Origin of the sequence: Williamsia phyllosphaerae, assembly GCF_014635305.1 — a bacterium.
Classification (GTDB): domain Bacteria; phylum Actinomycetota; class Actinomycetes; order Mycobacteriales; family Mycobacteriaceae; genus Williamsia_A; species Williamsia_A phyllosphaerae.
Genome location: NZ_BMCS01000002.1, coordinates 815,328 through 835,151 on the forward strand (window position 1 = coordinate 815,328; position 19,824 = coordinate 835,151).

General features: G+C 66.8%; 20 protein-coding genes. 8 read left to right on the forward strand and 12 right to left on the reverse strand.

The features are described from left to right. Window positions 1-48: 48 nt before the first annotated feature. Window positions 49-960 carry a TIGR03564 family F420-dependent LLM class oxidoreductase gene (locus tag IEV93_RS17720; RefSeq protein ID WP_188491275.1) on the forward strand — a complete coding sequence of 304 codons (912 nt, stop codon included), beginning with the start codon at window positions 49-51 and terminating at the stop codon, window positions 958-960. 36 nt (window positions 961-996) lie between these two features. On the opposite strand, the gene IEV93_RS17725 is transcribed toward IEV93_RS17720, so the two are convergent. After that, window positions 997-1,563 carry a DUF6924 domain-containing protein gene (locus IEV93_RS17725; protein WP_229705275.1) on the reverse strand — a complete coding sequence of 189 codons (567 nt, stop codon included), beginning with the start codon at window positions 1,561-1,563 and terminating at the stop codon, window positions 997-999. A 278-nt stretch (window positions 1,564-1,841) separates the two neighbouring features. On the opposite strand from IEV93_RS17725, the gene IEV93_RS17730 reads away from it, so the two are divergent. Further along, the gene (locus IEV93_RS17730; protein ID WP_188491279.1) at window positions 1,842-3,143 is read left to right on the forward strand and encodes an HNH endonuclease; all 1,302 of its coding nucleotides are present in this window, start codon (window positions 1,842-1,844) and stop codon (window positions 3,141-3,143) included. A 119-nt stretch (window positions 3,144-3,262) separates the two neighbouring features. Then, the gene (locus IEV93_RS17735; protein WP_188491281.1) at window positions 3,263-3,838 is read left to right on the forward strand and encodes a GNAT family N-acetyltransferase; all 576 of its coding nucleotides are present in this window, start codon (window positions 3,263-3,265) and stop codon (window positions 3,836-3,838) included. Between the two features lie 35 nt (window positions 3,839-3,873). Here the strand turns inward: IEV93_RS17735 and IEV93_RS17740 are convergent, their stop codons facing one another. Continuing rightward, window positions 3,874-4,320: a TIGR03618 family F420-dependent PPOX class oxidoreductase gene (locus IEV93_RS17740; RefSeq protein WP_188491283.1), complete on the reverse strand. Its 447-nt coding sequence runs from the start codon at window positions 4,318-4,320 to the stop codon at window positions 3,874-3,876. Further along, complete coding sequence (locus tag IEV93_RS17745; protein WP_229705277.1) at window positions 4,317-5,726, reverse strand: MFS transporter; 1,410 nt, start codon at window positions 5,724-5,726, stop codon at window positions 4,317-4,319. Before IEV93_RS17745 ends, IEV93_RS17740 begins: the two co-directional genes overlap by 4 nt. A 129-nt stretch (window positions 5,727-5,855) precedes the next feature. On the opposite strand from IEV93_RS17745, the gene IEV93_RS17750 reads away from it, so the two are divergent. After that, window positions 5,856-6,368 (forward strand): winged helix-turn-helix transcriptional regulator, encoded by a 513-nt coding sequence (locus tag IEV93_RS17750; RefSeq protein WP_188491287.1) that lies wholly within the window; start codon window positions 5,856-5,858, stop codon window positions 6,366-6,368. Here the strand turns inward: IEV93_RS17750 and IEV93_RS17755 are convergent. The 5 genes from IEV93_RS17755 to IEV93_RS17775 form a co-directional block, all read right to left on the reverse strand. Beyond that, on the reverse strand, window positions 6,361-7,347 hold the full coding sequence (locus tag IEV93_RS17755) for a glycine betaine ABC transporter substrate-binding protein (RefSeq protein ID WP_188491289.1): 987 nt from the start codon (window positions 7,345-7,347) through the stop codon (window positions 6,361-6,363). The genes IEV93_RS17750 and IEV93_RS17755 overlap by 8 nt on opposite strands. After that, a complete protein-coding gene (locus IEV93_RS17760) occupies window positions 7,344-8,081 on the reverse strand; it encodes an ABC transporter permease (protein WP_188491291.1) in 738 nt (245 codons plus the stop codon). Before IEV93_RS17760 ends, IEV93_RS17755 begins: the two co-directional genes overlap by 4 nt. Further along, window positions 8,078-9,340 carry an ABC transporter ATP-binding protein gene (locus IEV93_RS17765; protein ID WP_188491293.1) on the reverse strand — a complete coding sequence of 421 codons (1,263 nt, stop codon included), beginning with the start codon at window positions 9,338-9,340 and terminating at the stop codon, window positions 8,078-8,080. The genes IEV93_RS17760 and IEV93_RS17765 overlap by 4 nt, the downstream gene beginning before the upstream one ends. After that, a complete protein-coding gene (locus IEV93_RS17770; RefSeq protein ID WP_188491295.1) occupies window positions 9,337-9,981 on the reverse strand; it encodes an ABC transporter permease in 645 nt (214 codons plus the stop codon). Before IEV93_RS17770 ends, IEV93_RS17765 begins: the two co-directional genes overlap by 4 nt. Before the next feature lie 288 nt (window positions 9,982-10,269). Then, a complete protein-coding gene (locus IEV93_RS17775) occupies window positions 10,270-11,133 on the reverse strand; it encodes an alpha/beta fold hydrolase (protein WP_188491297.1) in 864 nt (287 codons plus the stop codon). A gap of 102 nt (window positions 11,134-11,235) precedes the next feature. Between IEV93_RS17775 and IEV93_RS17780 the strand changes: the two genes are divergently transcribed. Further along, window positions 11,236-11,610, forward strand: coding sequence for a winged helix-turn-helix transcriptional regulator (locus tag IEV93_RS17780; protein ID WP_229705278.1), 375 nt, complete (start codon window positions 11,236-11,238; stop codon window positions 11,608-11,610). A 7-nt stretch (window positions 11,611-11,617) separates the two neighbouring features. On the opposite strand, the gene IEV93_RS17785 is transcribed toward IEV93_RS17780, so the two are convergent. Beyond that, window positions 11,618-13,387: a glycoside hydrolase family protein gene (locus IEV93_RS17785; protein ID WP_188491299.1), complete on the reverse strand. Its 1,770-nt coding sequence runs from the start codon at window positions 13,385-13,387 to the stop codon at window positions 11,618-11,620. Window positions 13,388-13,753: 366 nt separating this feature from the next. Then, a complete protein-coding gene (locus IEV93_RS17790) occupies window positions 13,754-14,584 on the reverse strand; it encodes a UbiA family prenyltransferase (RefSeq protein WP_229705280.1) in 831 nt (276 codons plus the stop codon). Between the two features lie 114 nt (window positions 14,585-14,698). Here IEV93_RS17790 and IEV93_RS17795 point away from each other — a divergent pair, with 114 nt between their 5' ends. Together IEV93_RS17795 and IEV93_RS17800 are read left to right on the forward strand one after the other, a co-directional pair. Next, entirely contained in the window at window positions 14,699-16,213 is a 1,515-nt protein-coding gene (locus IEV93_RS17795; RefSeq protein ID WP_188491301.1) for a phytoene desaturase family protein, read from the forward strand. Window positions 16,214-16,721: 508 nt separating this feature from the next. Beyond that, a complete protein-coding gene (locus IEV93_RS17800) occupies window positions 16,722-16,967 on the forward strand; it encodes a DUF3072 domain-containing protein (protein ID WP_188491303.1) in 246 nt (81 codons plus the stop codon). Window position 16,968: 1 nt separating this feature from the next. Here the strand turns inward: IEV93_RS17800 and IEV93_RS17805 are convergent, their stop codons facing one another. After that, entirely contained in the window at window positions 16,969-18,057 is a 1,089-nt protein-coding gene (locus IEV93_RS17805) for an NAD(P)H-dependent amine dehydrogenase family protein (RefSeq protein WP_188491305.1), read from the reverse strand. An 11-nt stretch (window positions 18,058-18,068) separates the two neighbouring features. Then, window positions 18,069-19,082 carry a Rieske 2Fe-2S domain-containing protein gene (locus IEV93_RS17810; RefSeq protein WP_188491307.1) on the reverse strand — a complete coding sequence of 338 codons (1,014 nt, stop codon included), beginning with the start codon at window positions 19,080-19,082 and terminating at the stop codon, window positions 18,069-18,071. Between the two features lie 113 nt (window positions 19,083-19,195). Here IEV93_RS17810 and IEV93_RS17815 point away from each other — a divergent pair, with 113 nt between their 5' ends. Further along, window positions 19,196-19,819 (forward strand): TetR/AcrR family transcriptional regulator, encoded by a 624-nt coding sequence (locus IEV93_RS17815; RefSeq protein WP_188491309.1) that lies wholly within the window; start codon window positions 19,196-19,198, stop codon window positions 19,817-19,819. Window positions 19,820-19,824: the final 5 nt, after the last annotated feature.

Genomic DNA, 19,824 nt, shown 5'->3' on the forward strand with positions numbered 1-19,824 from the left:
ATGCGGTCGGGCCGGAATCACCGGTTGCCGCCTGCGGTTGGTCCCCACATGAACCTGGGTGTGGCTCTCAATCCGTCCGGGACCGTGAATGCGGTCGATTCCACCGTGGAACTCGCGCGTGTGGCGGCCGACGCCGGCTTCGGCTCGGCGTGGTTCGGTCAACGTTTCGACTACGACGCCATCACCCTCGCCGGGGTGGTCGGTCGCGAGGTGCCGTCGCTGACCGTCGGTACGTCGGCCGTGCCCATCTTCGGCAGGCACCCTCTGTTGGTCGTCTCGCAGGCGCAGACGGTGCAGGCCGCGACGGGCGGTCGGTTCCAGCTCGGGTTGGCGCTCGGGGCACCGAATCTGGTCGAGGCGGCCTTCGGCATCCCGTACGAGCGGCCGGTTGATCGGGTGCGCGAGTTCCTGACCGTCGCTCGTTCGCTCGTCGAGACCGGGACAGCCGACCATCACGGTGACTTGATCACCGCCGCCCCACCGCTGTCGACGACGGTCGGCGGCGCGGGAACGCACCTGCCGTTGTTGGTCGCGGCCATGGGCCCCAGAGCATTACGCGCCAGCGGTGAACTCGCGGACGGCATCCTGCCGTTCCTGGCCGGTCCGCGCACTCTCGACGAGCAGATCATCCCCACGGTCGATCAGGCCGCCAAGGACGTCGGCCGGCCGTCGGTTCGCGTGATCGCGTTCGTTGCCGCGGTCGTCACCGACGATGTCGAGGCCGGGCGGGCCGCGGCGGCCGCATCGATGTCGTTCTACGACGCCATCCCGTCCTACCGACGAGTCGTGGCCGCCGAGGGTCTCGAGAGCGCCGCCGACCTCGTTCTGGTCGGGTCGGCCGAGCACGTCCGAGCCGGCATCCGGCGCTACTTCGACGCCGGCGCAACCGAAGTGGTCATCACCCAGACCAATTTGTTGGGCTCGGACACACAGCGAGAGACCATCGCCGCGCTGGGTTAGCCTGATGCGTTGCGGGCACCGCGGGTCATGCGTCCTTCACCGTGGGTAGGTGCCACGGTAGGTCTCCCGGTACACCCCATCAGGACCCGCGATGTCCACATAGTCGCCGAAGTCGACATTGGCGATCGACAGGTTCGCCTCGACCGTGGCCATGGCGGACGGAATGAGTCGAAAGGTGTCGCCACGGCGGTAGTTCGTTTCGTTGTCGACCGTGGGCCCGGTGTCCACGGCGAGAATCGGATGCTCGGGATCGGTCATCGTCGCGCGATCAGCGATGTAGACGTAGTAGGGCGGCGGCTCACCGACGAGGGAGAACAGCTGGCCGGGCGTCAGTCCGTCGTAGCGGCGGTCGTCCACGAACTCCACGTCGGCCGTGTACTCGCTCCCCTGGTTGCTCACGACCAGCGGCACGGTGACCTGTTCCTTGATCGCACGCCAGGCGTCGTCGTCGGTGAAATCGGTTCGTATCAGTGGAGAGGTGTTCGCACTGTCCAGGAATACAGGCCGAGCACTGGATCCAGGTGACGCCGGCTCTTGGTTCGTATCGGCAGAACACGCTGTCGACACGAGCACCACCCATGCCGCGGTGGCGGCCGACAGCACCCGCTGATACGACGATCGCGGGCCACGGCTTCTGTTCGTCACGCCTGCACATCGACCGCCGAGCGGTGACTGTTACACGTGAGAATCACTGGCATAGGCCGGCCTCCTGCGGACGGTACGACATTTGTGCACAACTCGCATCGAAGTGCCATCCTTGTCAGTGGGTGCCTGTATTGTGCTTCCGCCGATCTGCGGATTGACTGAAATACATTGCTGTTCAGTAGTATTCGCTAAATTCAACCCTTGCGCTTTGTTCGAACACATGTACTATTGACGTCATGAGTGGGGGAACACTTGCCGACATCGCCAACGCCTTGGCGGACGATTTCGGTTGCAGAGAAACGATTGTCGAAGATGTCGACGACGACATTGTCGGCGCGATACGAGGGGCGGTTGCATTACGTGCCGTCGCCGACGATGTGCTCGCGCGACTGACGGCACAGGCCGAGCGTGTCGGTGTGGCGAAACGGATCGGCATGTCTTTGCGAGAGCTGCTGTGTGTCAACGGCGTCGCACCAGCCGTGGCCTCGCGTCTGATTCGCCTGGGACGTGCGGCGCAGGTTCTGTCCCGCCTGGCGCGGCACGGCCGCGATGGGAGCCTGTCCGCGGAGCATCTCGATGCCGTCGCACGGGGAGTCGAGCACGTGGCCCACCGAACCGGAGAGCCCGTCGACTCCCCGGCGATCGATCAGCTCGAGGGCAGTCTGATCGGACGGGCTGTCGCCGGCATGGCACCCGCGGAGATCGTCGAGCACGCACGTGCGGTTGCCATCGAAAGAACTGCGCAGCAGGACGATCCGGGAAACGACGAGGCCCCCGACCGACTGCCGTCCGCCGAGGACTCGACGATGAACGAGCTGGGGTGGAATCAGACCGGTGACGGCCGTTTGCGCGGCATGTTCGATCTGGACGCACTGACCGGGGAGCGCTTGATAACCGCGCTCGACACTGCATCTCGCCCGCGCCCCGAGCCCGACGGGTCCGACGACCTTCGTCCGATCGGTCGTCGTCGCGCGGACGCCTTCGCCCAGCTGCTCGAGTGCGGGGTCCGAGGTCTGGCGCCGGATGCGTTGTCCGCCCCACCACGCACCGAGGTGATCGTGACCGTTCCGCTGGGCGCGGAGGGTGCCGGCGGTGACGCCGCCCGCCTGCAGTGGATGGGGCCGATCACCGACCGCACCGCGCGATTGGCCGCCTGCGACGCGGGCGTGACGTCAGTCGGCCTCGACATCAACGGGGTGCCACTGGACATGTCGGTCACGAAGCGGTTGTTCACCGGTGCGGTTCGTAAGGCCGTCCACGTCCGCGACCAATGCTGCGTGAAATGCGGCGGGCCCGCGTCGTGGACCGATGTGCACCACATCAAGCGCCACGCCGACGGTGGAGCCACAACACTCGACAACGGCTGCCTGCTCTGCCGGACATGCCATACCGCGGTTCACCACGCGGGATGGGACATCGTCATGGGCTCCGACCGCCATCCCTGGCTCATCCCGCCGGCGAACGTCGACCCGAGACGCCGAGCATTACCCGCTTACAACCGACGAACGATGCGACTCGACGATTCCGTCGCCGCCTGACCCAGACCAACCGAATACATGCGCCCGCCCAGGCGGGACCGCATCAGCACCTTGACAACTCCACAGAGTGAACCGGCCGAACGGTTGCGGAGCCGGGGGTGATCGACCACTGTGTTCCCATGACCTGGGAGACGCATCCGGTCACCCCCGACCGCTTCGATGACTTCGCGGACGTGATCAACCCGAACCGTCGCGCGACCCATTGCTGGTGCCTGTCGCATCGGATCCAGCCGGCGGAGATCGAGGAATTGGGCGACGGGAGTCGGGAACAGGCGATGCGTCGTCTCACCGAACGTGAGCATCCACCCGGGGTCGTCACCTATCGCGACGGTGTCCCGGTCGGCTGGTGCAACATCGGCCCACGCTCGGAGATCCCGCGACTGGTCAAGAGTCGGCTCATCCGCGCCGTCGACGACGTGCCGGTCTGGAGCATCATCTGCGTGGTCGTTCGCAGCGGCCACCGGAGGCAGGGCGTGACCGGCCGACTCATCGAGGGCGCGGTCGAGTTCGCGGCATCGCACGGCGCGCCTGCCGTCGAGACGTATCCGGTCGATCCGCCGGGTCGGATGGACCTCACCATGGCATTCGTGGGCACGCGGTCGATGTTCGAGAACGTCGGCTTCGAGGTCGTCGGTCAGACCGACGCCGTCGCCTCGAAGATGCCGCGACTGATCATGCGACGACAGCTCGTCTGACCGTTGACACCTCAGCCGACAGTCGACGAGCCGCGTCAGTTGCTGTATACGCGCCCCACCCGCACGAGAACGATCGCGCGCCGCTGTTCCGCCATCACCCGGTCGTAGGCATCCCAGTCGTCGTGAGTGCCGCCCGCTGCGGCGAACACCTCGCGCCGCAGGATGCGCAGTCGTTCGTCGTCGAGCCACGGCTGCGGATCGTCGGGGCCCGCGATCTCAGCGAAGCCCTCGACGGTCGCCCACTTCCACCCCTGACGGAACGTCGTGGTGATCTGCGGGCGGGCGCGGAGGTTGGTCAATTTCACGGTCCCGTACGTGACGAACCCGAGCACCGGCTCGGACGTCTCGGGGTGGTCGAGCAGACCGACGTTGACCACCGAGGACTGGATCGTGCCGTCGGCACGCAGAGTCGCGACCACCGCCAGGCCGCTGTCGTCTGAGGCGAGCGCGACCGCGTCGTCGAGGGATGGCGAGTTCGTCATGCCGTGATCCTCGCATCTCCCTGCCTGCGCGGAGGACTCATCGCGGGCGCCACTATCGCAGCCAGCACGGCCACGGCGGCCAGGGCCCACCACGCGTGTTGGAACGCCGGATGCGCCTGCCCGTACCCGACCGGGGTCCCGAGAACGGCGACCAGCAGCGCGACACCGAGCGCGGTACCGATCTGCCTGCTCATGTTGACCACCGCGCTACCGGTCGCGGTCTGCGCAGGCGGCAGGTCGGAGGTGGCCGACGACAGGATGGTCGGCAGCGCGAGACCGATTCCGGCGCCGCCGATGAGCAGGCTGGGCAACAGGTCGGACACGTAGTCGGGCTGAGCGCCGACCTGCAGAGAGACCAACACCGCGCTGCATGCCATGAGAGAGCACCCCGCGGCGACGATCACGCCGACCGGGACCCGTTGCGCAAGTTTGTGTCCCACGATCGTGAACAGCGGGACCATCAACGGTCCCGGCACCACCGCGAACCCCGTCTTGATCGCCGAGTAGTCCCAGACCTGTTGCATCCACAGGATGTTCGTGAGCAGCGACGCCGCGAAGGGTACCGAGAACAGCACCGCGGTGATGTTGGCGAACGAGAACGCCCGCACCCGCATCAGCGCCGGGTCGATGACCGGCGAGGGGTGCCGTCCGGATCGGAGGACGAACCCGATCAGCGCGGCCGCCGTGATGACCCACGACGTGGTGATCCTCGGGTCGGTCCACCCCCACGTGGTGCCCTCGACCAACGCCAGGGTCAACGCCGCAATGGCGATCGCCAGCAGCACCGCGCCCAGCACGTCCGGGATGCGCGTGACCTTCTCGTCGCGGGAACGGGGAACCACCAGGGCGGCCGCGACCAGTGCGGCGATACCGATCGGCACGTTCACCAGGAACACCCAGCGCCACGACGCCTCGACGAGGACCCCGCCCACCGCAGGTCCCATGGCCGCGGCGAGCGCGCCGGTGGCCGCCCAGATCCGTACCGACCTCGCCCGCAGCGCCGGCGGGGCCGCGGCCACGACCAGCCCGAGGCTCGCGGGGGTGAGGATGGCCGCGCCGATCGCCTGCACCGCACGGAAGGCGACCAGCCACCAGATCCCGCCACTGGCCGCACACGCGGCACTCGCGACCACGAACAGCGCCAGACCGAACAGAAAACTCCCCTTGCGCCCGTATCGATCGGCCAGTCGGCCCGCCGGGACCAGCAGTGCGGCGTAGATGATGGTGTAGGCGTTGAGGATCCACGACAGCTCGGACAGTTCGACGCCGTCGAAGTCGCGCCCGATGTCGTCGAACGCGACGTTGACGATGAAGACATCGAGGCTCGCCATGAACGCAGCCAGCGAGAGGACACCCAGGATCACGCCGGGCCGCCGTGTCCGCACGGGGTCCGCCACCACGGTCACCGGTCGCGCATCGATTCGCTCATGCGTGGACGCTATCCACACCACTCCTGTTTTGCAACTGGTTGCGCCACGAGTACGGAATACGTAGTGTGGCGTCGCCATCGCACCGGACCGGTTGGGAGATGAGGTATGGCCACCACCGCGCGCTCCGCGTGCCCGTTGAACATGTCACTCGAACTGGTCGGGGACCGCTGGACGCTGCTGATACTGCGCGACATGATCTTTCGCGACCGTCGACAGTTCCGCGAGCTGCTCGCGAACTCCGCCGAGGGCATCGCGTCCAACGTCCTCGCGACCCGACTCGAGTCCCTCGTCGACGCCGACGTCCTCACCAAGGCACCGCACCTCGGACACAAGCAGAAGATCGTCTACAGCCTCACCGACCGTGGGGTGGACCTGCTGCCAGTGATGATCCAACTCGGGGCGTGGGGCGCGACGCACACCTCGTCACCCGCACCCATCGCACAGTGGTTCCGAATTGCCGCGGCCGCAGGCCCCGAGGTCTGGCAACAACTGACGGACGAACTGCGTGCCCGGCATCGCGATCAGCATCCGGCCGACCCGAGCGTGGAACCGACGTTCACCCGCCTGGCGGCCGAGTTCCGCGCGGCGGCAGCGGCCAAGCGTCCCTCCGCTACTTGACCAACTTCTCGCTCTTCAGCCAGTCCCAGGCGACCGTGGCCGGGTCCTCACCGTCGATGTCGACCCGACCATTGAGGTCCTGCATCAACGAGTCGTTCAGCCGCGTGGAGATCTTGGCGATCAGTGGCGCGATCTCCGGGTACTTCTCGTTGATCGAGGCCCGCAGGACGGCGGTCCCGCTGTAGGGCAGGAAATACTTCTTGTCGTCGTCGAGCACCGTGAGGCTGAGGTTCTTGACCCGGCCGTCGGTGGTGTACACCTCGCCGAAGTTGCAGGGCGCACTCCTGGCCACCGAGGTGTAGATGACGCCTGCGTCCATCCGGGTCACGTTGCCGGCAGGCACCCCGTTGGGGGAGTTGTACGGGATCCCGTACTTCTCGAGCATCGGCAGGAATCCGTCCGAGCGACTGAAGAACTCGTCGTCGACGCAGAACGTGCGGTCGCTGATCGGCAGCTTCGCGACGTCCGACAACGACTTGACGTTGAGCCTCTTGGCTGTCGGCCCCGACGCCGCGAAGGCGTAGGTGTCGTTGAAGTTCGCCGGCGGCAACCAGTCGAGGTCGTGGGTCTTCTTCTCGATGTCACGGACCTTCTGCCACAGCTCCGTCGGATCCGCGATCGTCTCCGTCTGGCCCTGATAGGTGACCCAGCCGGTACCCGTGTACTCCCAGAGGATGTCGGCGTCTCCGTTGAGCTGCGCCTGACGTGAGGAGGCCGAACCGGGTGCACCGGTCAGGTCGGTGACCTCCGCGCCTGCCGAGGCGAGGTAGGAGGCGGTGATCTTGCCCAGCAGGACGCCCTCGGTGAAGCTCTTCGACGTCACCACGATCTTCGCGCCGTCCAGAGGCTTCTGGCCGTCGGCCAACGAGCCCTTGGTGAACGTGCCCGAGGAGCTGACGAGTCCACATCCGGCGACGAGCATCACCGACGCGGCGAGCACCGCGATCGCTGCGGTGGTCCATGAACGACGCGAGGTCATGCCACTCCTCGTGGGGTTGCGACGAGCTCGAAGAGTCGTCCGAGCCAGTCGATCGTCATCGCCAGCAGGCCCACCAGGATGGCGCCGGAGATGAGCAGTTTCGGAAGGAACAACGTCACACCGGTCGTGATCAGGGTGCCGAGGCTCGTCGCGCCGATGAAAGTGCTCAGCGTGGCGGTACCGACGAGGATCACCAGCGCGGTGCGGACGCCGTTGAGGATGACCGGGACGGCCAACGGCAGTTCGACCTGGATCAGGGTGCGAAACGACGAGTAGCCGATACCGCGGGACGCCTCGATGGTGCGTTGGTCGACCTGACGCAGCCCGATGATCGTGTTCTGCAGGATCGGCAGGATCGCGTAGACCACCAGACCCAGTACAGCGGTGCGGAATCCGGTGCCCAGCCAGAACGTGAACAGCACGATGAGGCCGACGGCGGGAGCCGCCTGACCGATGTTGGCGATGTTGACCACGATCGGACTGAGCCACTTGGCCGCCTCCCGCGTGAGCAGGATTCCGAGCGGGATGGCGATCACGACCACGATGACCGTCGAGACCAGGGTCAGCTTGATGTGGTCGAGGATGGTCGACTCCAGGGTTGACCAGGCCAGCGAAGCGTTCTCGGTTGTGGTGAACGTCGTCGAGTTGTACCAGATCGCGTATCCGACACCGATGACGATGATGATCAGCGGTTCGAACCAGACGTCGACCGGAGTGCGGCGCAACCGGTTCATGACGCCGAGATCGGATCGGCCGGATCGCCGGATCCGTCCTGGTAGTTCGCGTACGTGGTCTGCGCCTCGTCGGGGCGGGCGTCGGCGAGCTGACCGCGGATCACGTCCATCACGACGGCGATGGTGAGCGCTCCCTTGACCACTCCACGACCGTCGGTCACCAGCACACCGCCCTGACTGGCGGCCAGCATCGAGTCCAACGCGTCGTTCAGCGTGGCGGACTGGGCCACCGTCGGCAGGCGACTGTCGACGTAGTCGGAGACGACGTCCTTGGTCTGCAGCTCGTCGAGCGACGGCCACGCACGCGGGGTCCCGTCCTCGTTCACGACGACGACCCAGGTGTGGCCCTCGGCGCGGGCCTGGTTGATCACCTCGGTCGAGGACTGGCCCACGCGGGCGGTCAGCACCGGGTTGTGGTTCACGTCCTTCACGCGCGACAGCGTGAGGTGCGCCAGCGTCGCGCCGGAGCCGACAAACTCCTCGACGAACGGCGTCGCCGGGTTGGCCAGGATCTCCTCGGGGGTCGCGAACTGCTCGACGTGGCCACCCTCGGAGAAGATGCACACCTTGTCGCCGAGCTTGGTGGCCTCCTCGAAATCGTGGGTCACGATGGCGATGGTCTTGCCCAGCTCGTGCTGAATCGCGATCAGGCTGTCCTGCAGCCGAACCCGTGTGATCGGGTCGACCGCGCCGAACGGCTCGTCCATCAGCAACACGGGCGGATCTGCGGCGAGGGCCCGCGCCACGCCCACACGCTGCTGCTGTCCGCCGGACATGTCCTTCGGGAGGCGATCGGCGAAGGTCGCGGCGTCGAGACCGACCAGGTCGAGCAGGTACTCGGTCCGGTCGGCGATCTTCTTCTTGTCCCAGCCCAGGACACGGGGAAGCGCGCCTATGTTCTTCGACACCGACCAGTGCGGGAACAGACCACCCGACTGGATGACGTAGCCGATCGACTGCCGCAGCTTGTCGGGGTTCTCCCCCGTCACGTCCCGGTCACCGATGTAGATGCGGCCCTGCGTGGGCTCGATGAGGCGGTTGATCATCTTCAGGGTCGTGGTCTTACCGCAGCCCGACGGTCCGACGAAGGCGACGATGTCACCGGCGTCGATCTGCAGGTCGAGCTTCTTCACGGCTGGTACGTCGGTTCCCTTGTACTGCTTGACCACTCCGTCGAGACGGATCGTCGCGCCGGTGACCGTGCGCTCTGTGGTGCCGGAGCCTCCAGGGGCGTTCGGCGAGGTGCTCGCTGCGGTCATGACAGTCCCTTTGCAATCGTGAGGCGCCCGAGTAGCACCAGCAGTGCGTCGAACACCAAGGCGATGATGACGATGAGAATGGTTCCGGTCAGGGCCATCGCGAGGGCGTTGGCGCCGCCGAGTCGTGAGAGTCCGTTGAAGATGAGTGATCCGAGACCGGGGCCGAGAACGTAGGCGACGATCGCGGCCACACCGACGATCATCTGCGTCGACACCCGGATGCCGGTCAGGATGATTGGCCAGGCGATGGGTAACTCGACGGTGAGCAGGATCCGCCAGCGCGACAACCCGATCCCCTGGGCCGACTCCACCACGGTCGGGGGTACCGACCGCAGGCCGACGATCGCGTTGCCGATCACCGGGAGCGCGGCGAAGAACGCCAACATGATGAACGACGGGACGACGCCCAGACCGAACGGCACGATCAGCAGCGCGAGCAGCGCCAGCGACGGGATCGTCAGTGCGACGCGGCTCGTCGTCAGCGTCAGCGCGGAGGCCAGCGGCAGCCGGTAGACGGCCGCGGCGATGACGACGGCGAGCACCGAGCCGACCACGAGGGTCTGCAATGCAAGCGACGCGTGCTGGTAGGTCAGGAAGGCGAGGAACCCCACCCGCCCGTGTATGTAGCCCCAGAGATCCACTGGTTTCCCGTCATTGGTGCATCATCGAGCGCCGCGGCGGTTTGGACGGCTGACTCGGGACGTGGCAGTTCGAGTTGCGTAAAGATATCCACCAGTCGCATGATCGGTCACTACTTACCGAGGGTCACCATCGCCTCAACCAGCAAGCCCCCCAGCAGGTCCCGCGGCTACCTGCATTGATGTACGGTGCTGCGGACGGTCAATGTTTTCGATCACGCTGATCGCAATGAGGCCTGTAGCGCACATGGATTCGCGTCCGACGGTTCAGGGACCGCGTTCTCGCCGCGCTCAGTCTTCGATGGCCACGAAGTCGGCAACGGCGGCGGCCAGTTCATCCGGCCGCTCCAACGGGATGATGTGACCGCACCCGGGTATCGACGCCCTCGACAGGTTGTCGGCCACTGACACCAACTGGTCGCCGATCGCGTCACCGACGACACCGCCGGCGAGGGCAAGGGTGGGCACGGTGAGTCGCCGCGTCTGCAACGCACACGAGATCTGCTTGGCGTTGCGCTCTGTCGCACGGTAGGCCTCGAATCCAGCCCGCAACGCCGACTTTCCGGAATGGGCGTGAATGAACGCGGACCGTGCCTGGGCACCGATGTCGTGGCGAACGCTCGGTCCCTGCAGAAACCAGCCGAGGTATTCGGCCTCGTGCCCCTCCAGCACGGTCTCGGCAAGTCCCGGCACCGCATGGAATCCGAACCACCACGGCGGGCCCGCGGACAGAAACGCCTCTGCACCCGGCAGTCCAGGCAGAAGTCCCTCCATCACCACGAGCCGCCGGACCCGGTCGGGTGCGGTCAGACCGACGTGGAACGCCGGCGCGACACCGGCATCGATCCCGACCACGCTCGCGGTGGTCACGTCGAGGGCGTCGATGAGACCGGTGACGTCAGCGGCGAGTGTCGCCATGTCGTATCCGGAGCGGGGACGGTCGCCACCACCGATACCGCGTCGGTTCGGCGCGATCACCCGGAATCCGTTCCGGGCGAGGACGCGACCCACCGGTCGCCACACTTCCCAGGTGTGTGGCCATCCGTGCAGCAGCACAAGGGGTGCGCCGTCGAGCGGTCCCGCGAGGGCCACCTCCACCTCGACACCGTTCGTGCCGATCATCCGCGTGGCGAACTCGTCGTGCGATGAGAACATGGCGGTAACTCCTCTTTAGCAGGTATCTATTGGTTACCTGATCGTTCGCGACCGGCCCGGTCGGGACAAGAGGGCACTTCGGAGAAAGGTGGTGAGTCCGTGGTGACCACCTCGCACGGCAGGGGTGATCTGTTCGATCCCGCCTGTCCGACCCGCCGACTCCTCGATCGCATCGGGGACAAGTGGACGTCGATGATCGTCAAGCAACTGGCCGACCGTCACCCTGATGGCGCACGGTTCGCCGAGCTTCGTCGAGCAACCCCCGGCGTCAGCCAGAAGATGCTGTCGCAGACCCTGCAGCGCCTCGTGGCCGACGGCCTGGTCGACCGCGAGGTCACCCCGTCGACGCCGCCTGCCGTCCGGTATCGCCTGACGCCGCTCGGCCTGTCCCTCGACGGTCCACTGTCGGTCGTTCGAGCGTGGGCCGAAGAACACATGCGCGAGGTCGACGACCACCGACAGTCGACGATGGGCTGAGTCGCCGTCAGTCGGTGGTGGCCGTCCCGGTCTTCGCGTCCCCGGTCGACGCCGCGTCCCCGGAGGAAGCCGCGTCAGCGGTCGGGGTGGCATCCTGCGTTGCGTCCGCGCTCGGCGTGGGCGTGGTGATCGTCGGGGCGGTGGTCGCGGGCGGCGTTGTCGTGGGTGTCGCAGTCGTGGGGCCGACGGCACCCGTTGTGGGCGTTGCCACCTCACTTGACGGGGCGCTCGCCGCCCCCGGTGTGGCGACAGTCTCGGTCGGCGTCTGCGTCGCCGGCACCGCGGTGGTCTCGGGAGTCGCGCTCGTCGACGGTGTCGGGTCGCCAGTCGAGGTGGCCGTCCGATCCGCGTCGCCGGTGGCGGTCTCGGCCTGCGTCGCGGCCGTGGTCGGTGCGGCGGTGCTGTTCGCCGCCGTCGTTGCTTGCGGGGTGGCTGGGGCCGACTCTGTTGTCGCCGGATCTGTGGCCGCAGCATCGGTGGCCGTCGCCTGAGTGGCCGTCGCCTGAGTGGTCGGCGCCTGTGCCTGTGCGGCGGCATCAGCCTGATCGGAAGCTTCGGCGGCCGCGGCCGCGATGGCGTCTGAGATCGCCTGCACGTAGTTCTGCATGGCCGTGCCGACGGTCTCGGCGACCGTCTGTGCCGCGGTGTCCATCGCGAGCGCGGGACTCGCTGTCGTGGGGAGCGCCGACTGGTCGGCGACCGCCGTGGCGGCGGCGAGTTTCATCGCCGACGGGGTTCCGTGTTGTGCGATGAAGTCGCTGATCACCTGCGCAGCGAGCTTGGGGGTCCACGTGTCGGTGTACACGCCGAACGTGGCCTCCGGATCGGTGGTGTCGGCGGAGTTGGTGTCCTGCAACGTGTACAGGAAAGCGGGGCCCGCGTACGACAGCGTGTTCCAGTTGTTGAGGAAGTCGCTGATGTAGTCGGCCTGCTGCTGGTCACCCACTATCCCGGTCGGGAGTCCGTACTCCGACGACCAGATCTGCTTGGCACCGTCACCGTTGGCCACCATCAACCGGTGGATGTCGGTGACCTGATTGAGCGGCGAGTTCGCCAGGTTCGCACCCTGCGAGAACTCGGTGGTGTTCTGGTACGGGTGGAACGAGAGCGCGTCGAAGTATCCGGCCGCGCCATCGGCGTACATCTGCTGCACGAAGTCGACCGGGTTGAGCACGTAGTTGCCCCAGGTGATGGTGGACCCGAGCACGCCGCCGATCACGGTCGCCGACGAGTTCGCCGCCTTGACGGCTGGATACGCCGCCTTGAGAAGTGCGGTGTAGCCGGCCGGATCAGGTGCGGGTGAGTATCCGATGTAGGCGTTGGGCTCGTTCCACACCTCGAAGTCCGACATCTTCCCGGCGTACCGAGAGGCGAGGGCACCCATGAAGTCGCCGTAGTCGGCAACGTTCGTCGGCGGCGTGTAGTAGCCGGTGCCCGCGCCTCGCGCCCAGTCCGGCGTGGTGTTGACGACGCCGAGGATCCCCATTCCGCGGGCGTCGGCGGCGTTGACCATGTTGTCGATGGCCGTCCAGTTGTACTGCCCGTTCGCGTACTCGGTGGTGGCCCACGCGATCGGGATCCGGATGTCCTGGACACCGAGCGCCTGCATCTCGTCGAGATGCTTCGCGATGACGGCGGGGTCGGTCGAGGAGAACAGCAGGTTGTTGTCCGAGATGCCCACGGTGTCAGAGCTCGGGTCGACCGCGGCCGCGTTGACGATGGCGTAGTGCGGACTCGACGGCGCGATCAGAGTCGCGGTACCGAACGTTGCAAACATGGACAGAGCCGTCAGCGCGACGACGGAACGTCCGGCGCGACCGCGCATGAAAGTGGTTGATGAGGGGGGCACATTGGTCTCCGTTTCACCCCCCGAGGGTTTCCCGACCGCTATTCCACGGTAAACACAGCCGGGGGTATATCCACAAGAGACGCACACTTAACAAAACAAATTTACGAGAAAACTCGAACTTTCAAACTGTTGCGGCACTATAGATTACGGATCCGAATTTGCTCATGTTAAATGGAAAGAAATTTATCAATTTTGGCGCTTCGTCGGAATTCAACACCGGAATACGTCGTCAAAACAGCAGATGCAGAGTTTCTTTCACAATGCGAATGACAATGCGGTGATTCCCGAGGAAATTCAGCCGAAGATGACGAGGGCCGCATCGACACCGGCCACGACGATCGCGCCGTAGAACGGCGTCCGCCCACGACCGCGCACGGTGGCCGCGATGACGGCGATCACGGCCGCCAGGGCCACCCAGTGCAACCAGGACGGACTCGTCGCGGCGACGCAGACCGCGGTGGCCGCGAGGAGCAGCACGGCGGCCACACCGGGGATACGTCGACGACCCAACCGGTGCGGCAGACCGCGCACCCCGGTGGCCTCGTCGTCATCGAGATCAGGGAAGACGTTGAGAAGGTGGGCCCCGACACCGAGCACTCCCGCGACGACCACCATCCACACGTGCGGGAGTCGGCTGGGGTCAGCGGCCAGCATGACCACGACCGGCAACGACCCGAACGCGACCAGATAGGGCACCGCCGAGAACACCGTCGATTTCACACCGGCGTTGTAGAGCAATCCCGCGCCTACGCCGAGCACCAGATGCACCGAGCCCGCGGCGACCCCGCACGCCAGCGACGCCGCGACGCAGATGACGCCGAACAGCGCGGCGGTCGCGGCGACGGTGCGCGGCGTCAGTTCTCCGCCGGCCAATGGCTTGTCGGTCCGGCCCACCTGGACGTCGCGACCGCGGTCGAACAGATCGTTGGTCCAGCCGACCACGAGTTGCCCGGCCAGCACCGCCACCGCCAGGGCGATCGAGACTCGCGTCGACACACCGTTGGTCAGCGCCAGGGCCACGGTCAGAAGGGTCACGGCGCTACCGGGGACCGGGTGCGATGCGCGCACCAGAGCCATGGTCGTGCGGATCGCGCGCTGGGGGTGGCCTCCCCCGACCGGCATCATCCGACGACCGTATCCGCATTCGCCGACCGACCCCCGTCGCGCGGGGCCCCACCGCCGGTGCCACCGACCGCGGGTTCGACCACACTGGTCTGCAACGGCAGGAGAAATGCGTACATGAGTCATGTGATCGTCATCGGCGCCGGTGTCGGCGGCCTCTCCGCAGCGACCCGTCTGGCCGCGGCGGGCCACCGCGTCACCCTTCTCGAGCAGGCCGCGCAGGTGGGCGGCAAGCTCGGTCGGGACGACATCGACGGATTCCTGTTCGACACCGGGCCGTCCCTGCTGACCCTCCCGCAGGTCCTCGAGGATCTGTTCCGTGCGACCGGCGCGCCTCTGTCCGAGACGTCCATCGACCTCCATCGCCTCGACGTCGCGTGTCGCTACCGGTTCCCCGACGGCGTCACCGTCGACCTGCCCGGCGATGTGGATGCGATCCCCGGCGCGCTCGATGCCGCTCTGGGCGCGGGCCGCGGCGCGCAATGGTCGGCGTTCCTCGCACGGGCCGCCCGCATCTGGGACGTCACCGAGAAGCCCTTCCTGCGCTCCCCCATCGACGTCGGGACGATGGTCCGACTCGCGCGCAGCCTCGCCGACGTGTTCACCGTCGCGCCGTGGCTGTCGCTGCGCGGCCTGGGCGCACGGCACCTGTCCGACCCGCGCCTGCGCATGCTCCTCGACCGCTACGCCACCTACACCGGATCGGACCCGCGTCGTGCGCCGGCGGCACTGGCCACCGTCCCCTACGCCGAACAGGCCTTCGGGTCCTGGTACATCCCCGGCGGGCTCTACGTGATCGCCGAGGAACTCCTGGCCCGGGCGGAGTCGCTCGGGGTCGACGTACGACTCGGGACCGAGGTTGCCGAGGTGCTCACCACGTCCACCGGGGTGCAGGGCGTGCGACTGGCCGACGACACCGTCCTCGCCGCTGATGTCGTCGTCGCCAACGCCGACGCGCAGGTGGTGTACGAGCGACTGCTTCCCGCGCCCGACGCGTCGACCCGGCGCGTGGCCCGTCGCGTGCGGCGTTCGACGCGGTCGTTCTCGGGATTCGTGCTGCTGCTCGCCCTCGACGACGCCCCGACCGATCAGCCTCATCACACCGTGCTGTTCGCCGACGACTACGACGCCGAGTTCGACGCGGTCTTCGGCCGGGGCGGCCCGCCGCGACCCGTGCACCGGCCGACCGTCTACATCAGCGCACCCACCGATCCGGCCGTGGCACCGGACCCCGGCACCGGCGCATGGTTCGTGCTGGTCAACGCCCCACCTCACGACCCGGACGGTGGCACCGACTGGGACGCGCCCGGTCGGCGCGAGAGCTACGCCGATCACATCCTCGAGGTGATGGCCGACCGCGGGGTCGATGTCGCCGGGCGAATCCGACACCGACGCATCATTTCCCCGGCCGATCTCGAGCGCCGGACCCACACGCCGGGCGGGTCGATCTACGGCACTGCCTCCAACGGCGCTTCGGCGGCATTTCTCCGACCGGCGAACCGTTCGCCGGTGCCCGGGCTGTACCTGGTGGGCGGTTCTTCACACCCCGGTGGCGGACTACCTCTGGTGATGATGTCGGCGGAGATCGTGACGACCATGATCGGCCCGGCCACCCCGCCGAACGTGCCGTAATCCCCCGCCGAGCGGGCTCTGACAACCCGTCGAGCGTGCCCTAACTACCCGCCGAGTGGGCCCCAAGTACCCGCCGAGTGGGCCGCAATGACCCGTCGAGCGTGCCGAAAAGCCAAAAGATGCCCGGACGGGACGAGTCACGACGGGGTGCGCTCGCATGCCGGCTGGTTGTTCGCATCGTCTCGAGTCATTCGCACGGTTGTGTGCTGTTCGCATCGCGCCGGGAGCATGCGAACGGCGCATGACGATGCGAACAGCACGACCGGGTGCGAACGATCACCCGGCACGCAAACTCACGTCGCACCAGACTTCGTCCTCAGCATCTTGCCGCCGTCAGGCGTCAGGAGCGGCACGGATGGAGGATGATTTTCGACGGCACGGTCGGCGGGCGGTTTCGGCCCGCTCGGCGGGCAGTTTCGGCACGTTCGACGGGTTGTTTCGGCACGTTCGGCGGGTTGTTTCGGCACGGTCGGTGGATGCCGCGGACGGAGCGGCGTATGGTCGAGTCATGACTACTTCGAACAACAGTTCGACCCCCGAAGACAGCGGCGAGGTTCTCGGAGCCGACGCCGGAAACACCACCGAGAAGGACCCGTCGGACTGGGTGACCGGCGACGAACCGATGACCGGTGCGCAGCGCAGCTACCTCGACACCCTCGCCCGCGACGCCGGCGAGACCATCTCGGCCGACCTGAACAAGGCGGAGGCATCCGAGGAGATCGACCGACTGCAGGGCAAGACCGACCGCGGCTGAATCAGCGTTTGAAGCGACCGGCCAGGCCGCGTAGCGGCAGGTCGGCGCTGGTCAGTATCCCGGGCGGAGCTTCGACGACCGCACGGATCGAGTTGAGGGCCGGCAGGCCGGTGACGGTCATGCCGATGGACGCGAAGTCCTCGGGGTTGTCGAGACGCACGCCGGGTTTCGGGAAGATCATGTGCTTGTTGTAGATGCACGGGTCGCCCTGGATCTGAGTGATGTAGCAGCCCTTGATGTCCCAGCTCGGCTCGGTGTGTGGCGTCATCTGCCATTCGAGGTGCGTCTCGATGCGCGGAACCCCGTCGACCATCCCCTGGTACTTGATGTAGTTCCCGCCCAGTGACCCCTTGGGCATCTGATACCACCCCAGGTCGATGTCCTCGGTGCACGCGCCGAGTTCATAACTGAACGTGACCTCGTCGAGTTCGAGGCCGAAGCAGTCGGCCATCAGCAGCACACTGTCGGCGAACACCCTCGTGTACTTTTCCAGCTTTCCCGGGATGGATGGATCGTCGACCGGCAACCCGTAGCCGACCTCGATCCAGGTGTCGCGCGAGTGGTGACAGGACACGTCGACCGATTCCAGCGTGATGATGTTTTCGATGTCGGCAACGTCGGCCGAACACACCACTCCCAGAATCTGATTGACCCCGGGATTCATGCCGGTCCCGTAGAACGTCGAGCCGCCGCGCTCACACGCGGCCTGCAGCACCTCGGTGACCTTGCGACCCGACGGGTGCGGGTGGTTCTCGTCGCGGTGGTGCCCGGTGATGAAGTCGGCCGTGGTGACGATGTCGATGCCGGCCTCGAGCACCTTCTCGTAGAGGTCCTCGTCGGGGAACACCCCGTGGAACGTCAGCACGTCCGGCTCGGCGGCGATGATCTCGTCGACCGTCCCCGTCGCGACGACCCCGACGGGCTCGATCCCGACGATCTCGCCGGCGTCCCGGCCGATCTTGTCGGCCGAATAGCAGTGCAGGCCCATCAGTTCCAGATCGCGGTGGGCCCCGATCCGTTTGATCATCTCCGATCCGACGTTCCCGGTGGCGACCTGGAAGACACGGATGGGCGTGGTGGACGTGGTCATGGGAAAGCCTCTCAGCGCGCGGCCGCGACGGCCGCGGTCTGATCGAAGTCGGCGGGATAGAACTGCGTGGCCCACGCGCGGATCGCGGTGAACCCCGCGAACTCCGACGGCGACAGCGCCGGTGGATCGGAGTAGCGCTGGTGTTTCCAGATGTGGATGTCGTTGCCGAACTGCTCGATGACCCCGGCGGCGTTCCTGAGGGCGCGGCTGGTGGGGTGGTCGCTGTCGTCCCCGGGCTTGCGTCCGATCCACACCGTGAACCGAACGTCGGAAGTCGTGTCGTCGATCGGCGTCACACAGGTCTGCGTCCGGTTGTCGATCATCCCCCAGCTCTTGGTGCTCGCGACCCCGATCCCACTGTTGATGGCCTGGACCCCGCTGTTGATCTCGTCGGCGGGGACATCGTCGAAAGCGATGGTGAAGTCCACGTAGGACACCGGCTGATCGAAGTCGTGACGAGTGAACTCGGGCACCAGCGGGGTGTTGTGGACGTACTTGAAGTGCGCGAAATCTACGCCGTTCTCCATGACGTACTGCGGGTGGATCTCGACGGACTGTTCGAACAGGGTGCTGTGTCCGAAGGCCGGGTAGTAGTCGGCGGCGCTACGCCCGTCATCGAAACCCGAGAGCGCCTCGGCCACCGGGAAATACGGTTCACGACGGTCGGCGTCGTACCAGATGAAGATCGACTCGCTGTGCTCGGTGACGGGATAGGCCCGGATTCGCCGGCCACGGTTGGGGTTCTTCTCGTACGGGATACACACGTTGCGCCCCTGCCGATTCCACTCCCACCCGTGGAACGGGCATCGCAGGATCTCGCCGTCGACGGTACCGCCGAACCCGAGATGCGCGCCGAGATGTTCGCAGTAGGCGTCCATGACGGTGACCTGCCCAGAAGCCGAGCGCCACGCGATCATCTCGGTCCCGAAGTACGTCATCCGATGGACGTCGTTCACGCCGACCTCGGCGGACCAGGCCACCTGGAACCAGCCGGTGGGTCTCATCGGTAGCGGCGTCCTCGCCATCTCGGCCCTTCCTCGCAACACCGCCCAGACGGCGGTGAAGAGAACGGTAACCGCGTCCCGAACAGAATGAAAGAGGGTTCTACGAATTGATCCGGCTCGGCTAGCATCGGCCCATGACCGACGCGGGCGTCACGGGCCGACGGACCAACCGACGCGGTACCGCCACGCGCGAGAGCATGCTCGACGCCGCCGTGACCTCGCTCGCGTCGGGTGACCCGGGATCGGTGTCGGGCAACCGGATCGCCAAGGACATCGGCGCCACCTGGGGGACGATCAAGTACCAGTTCGGCGACATCGACGGATTCTGGGCCGCGGTGCTCCGGCACACCGCGCTACGCCGGGGCGAGCTGCCCGCGAGCGCCCCGGCCGACGCCGACCTCCACACCCGCGTGTCGACCATCATCGACAACCTCTACGCGGGACTGTCGGGCACCGACTCCCGCGCCATCGAGACGCTGCGGGCCGCGATGCCCCGCGACCGCACCGAGTTCGAGCATCGATTCCCCGCCACCGCAAACGAATTCGCGTCGTGGCGACAGGCCTGGCTCGACACCTGCATGCGCGCGTTCGCCGGACTCGACGTCGATCCCGACCGCGTCGCGGAAGTCGCCGCCTTCATCCCCGGGGCCATGCGCGGCATCACCTCGGAGAGGCAGCTCGGCACCTACACCGATCTCGACCTCGCCCGGCGAGGCATCACCAACGCGATCGTCGCCTACCTCAAACCGACTCCGTGACGCGC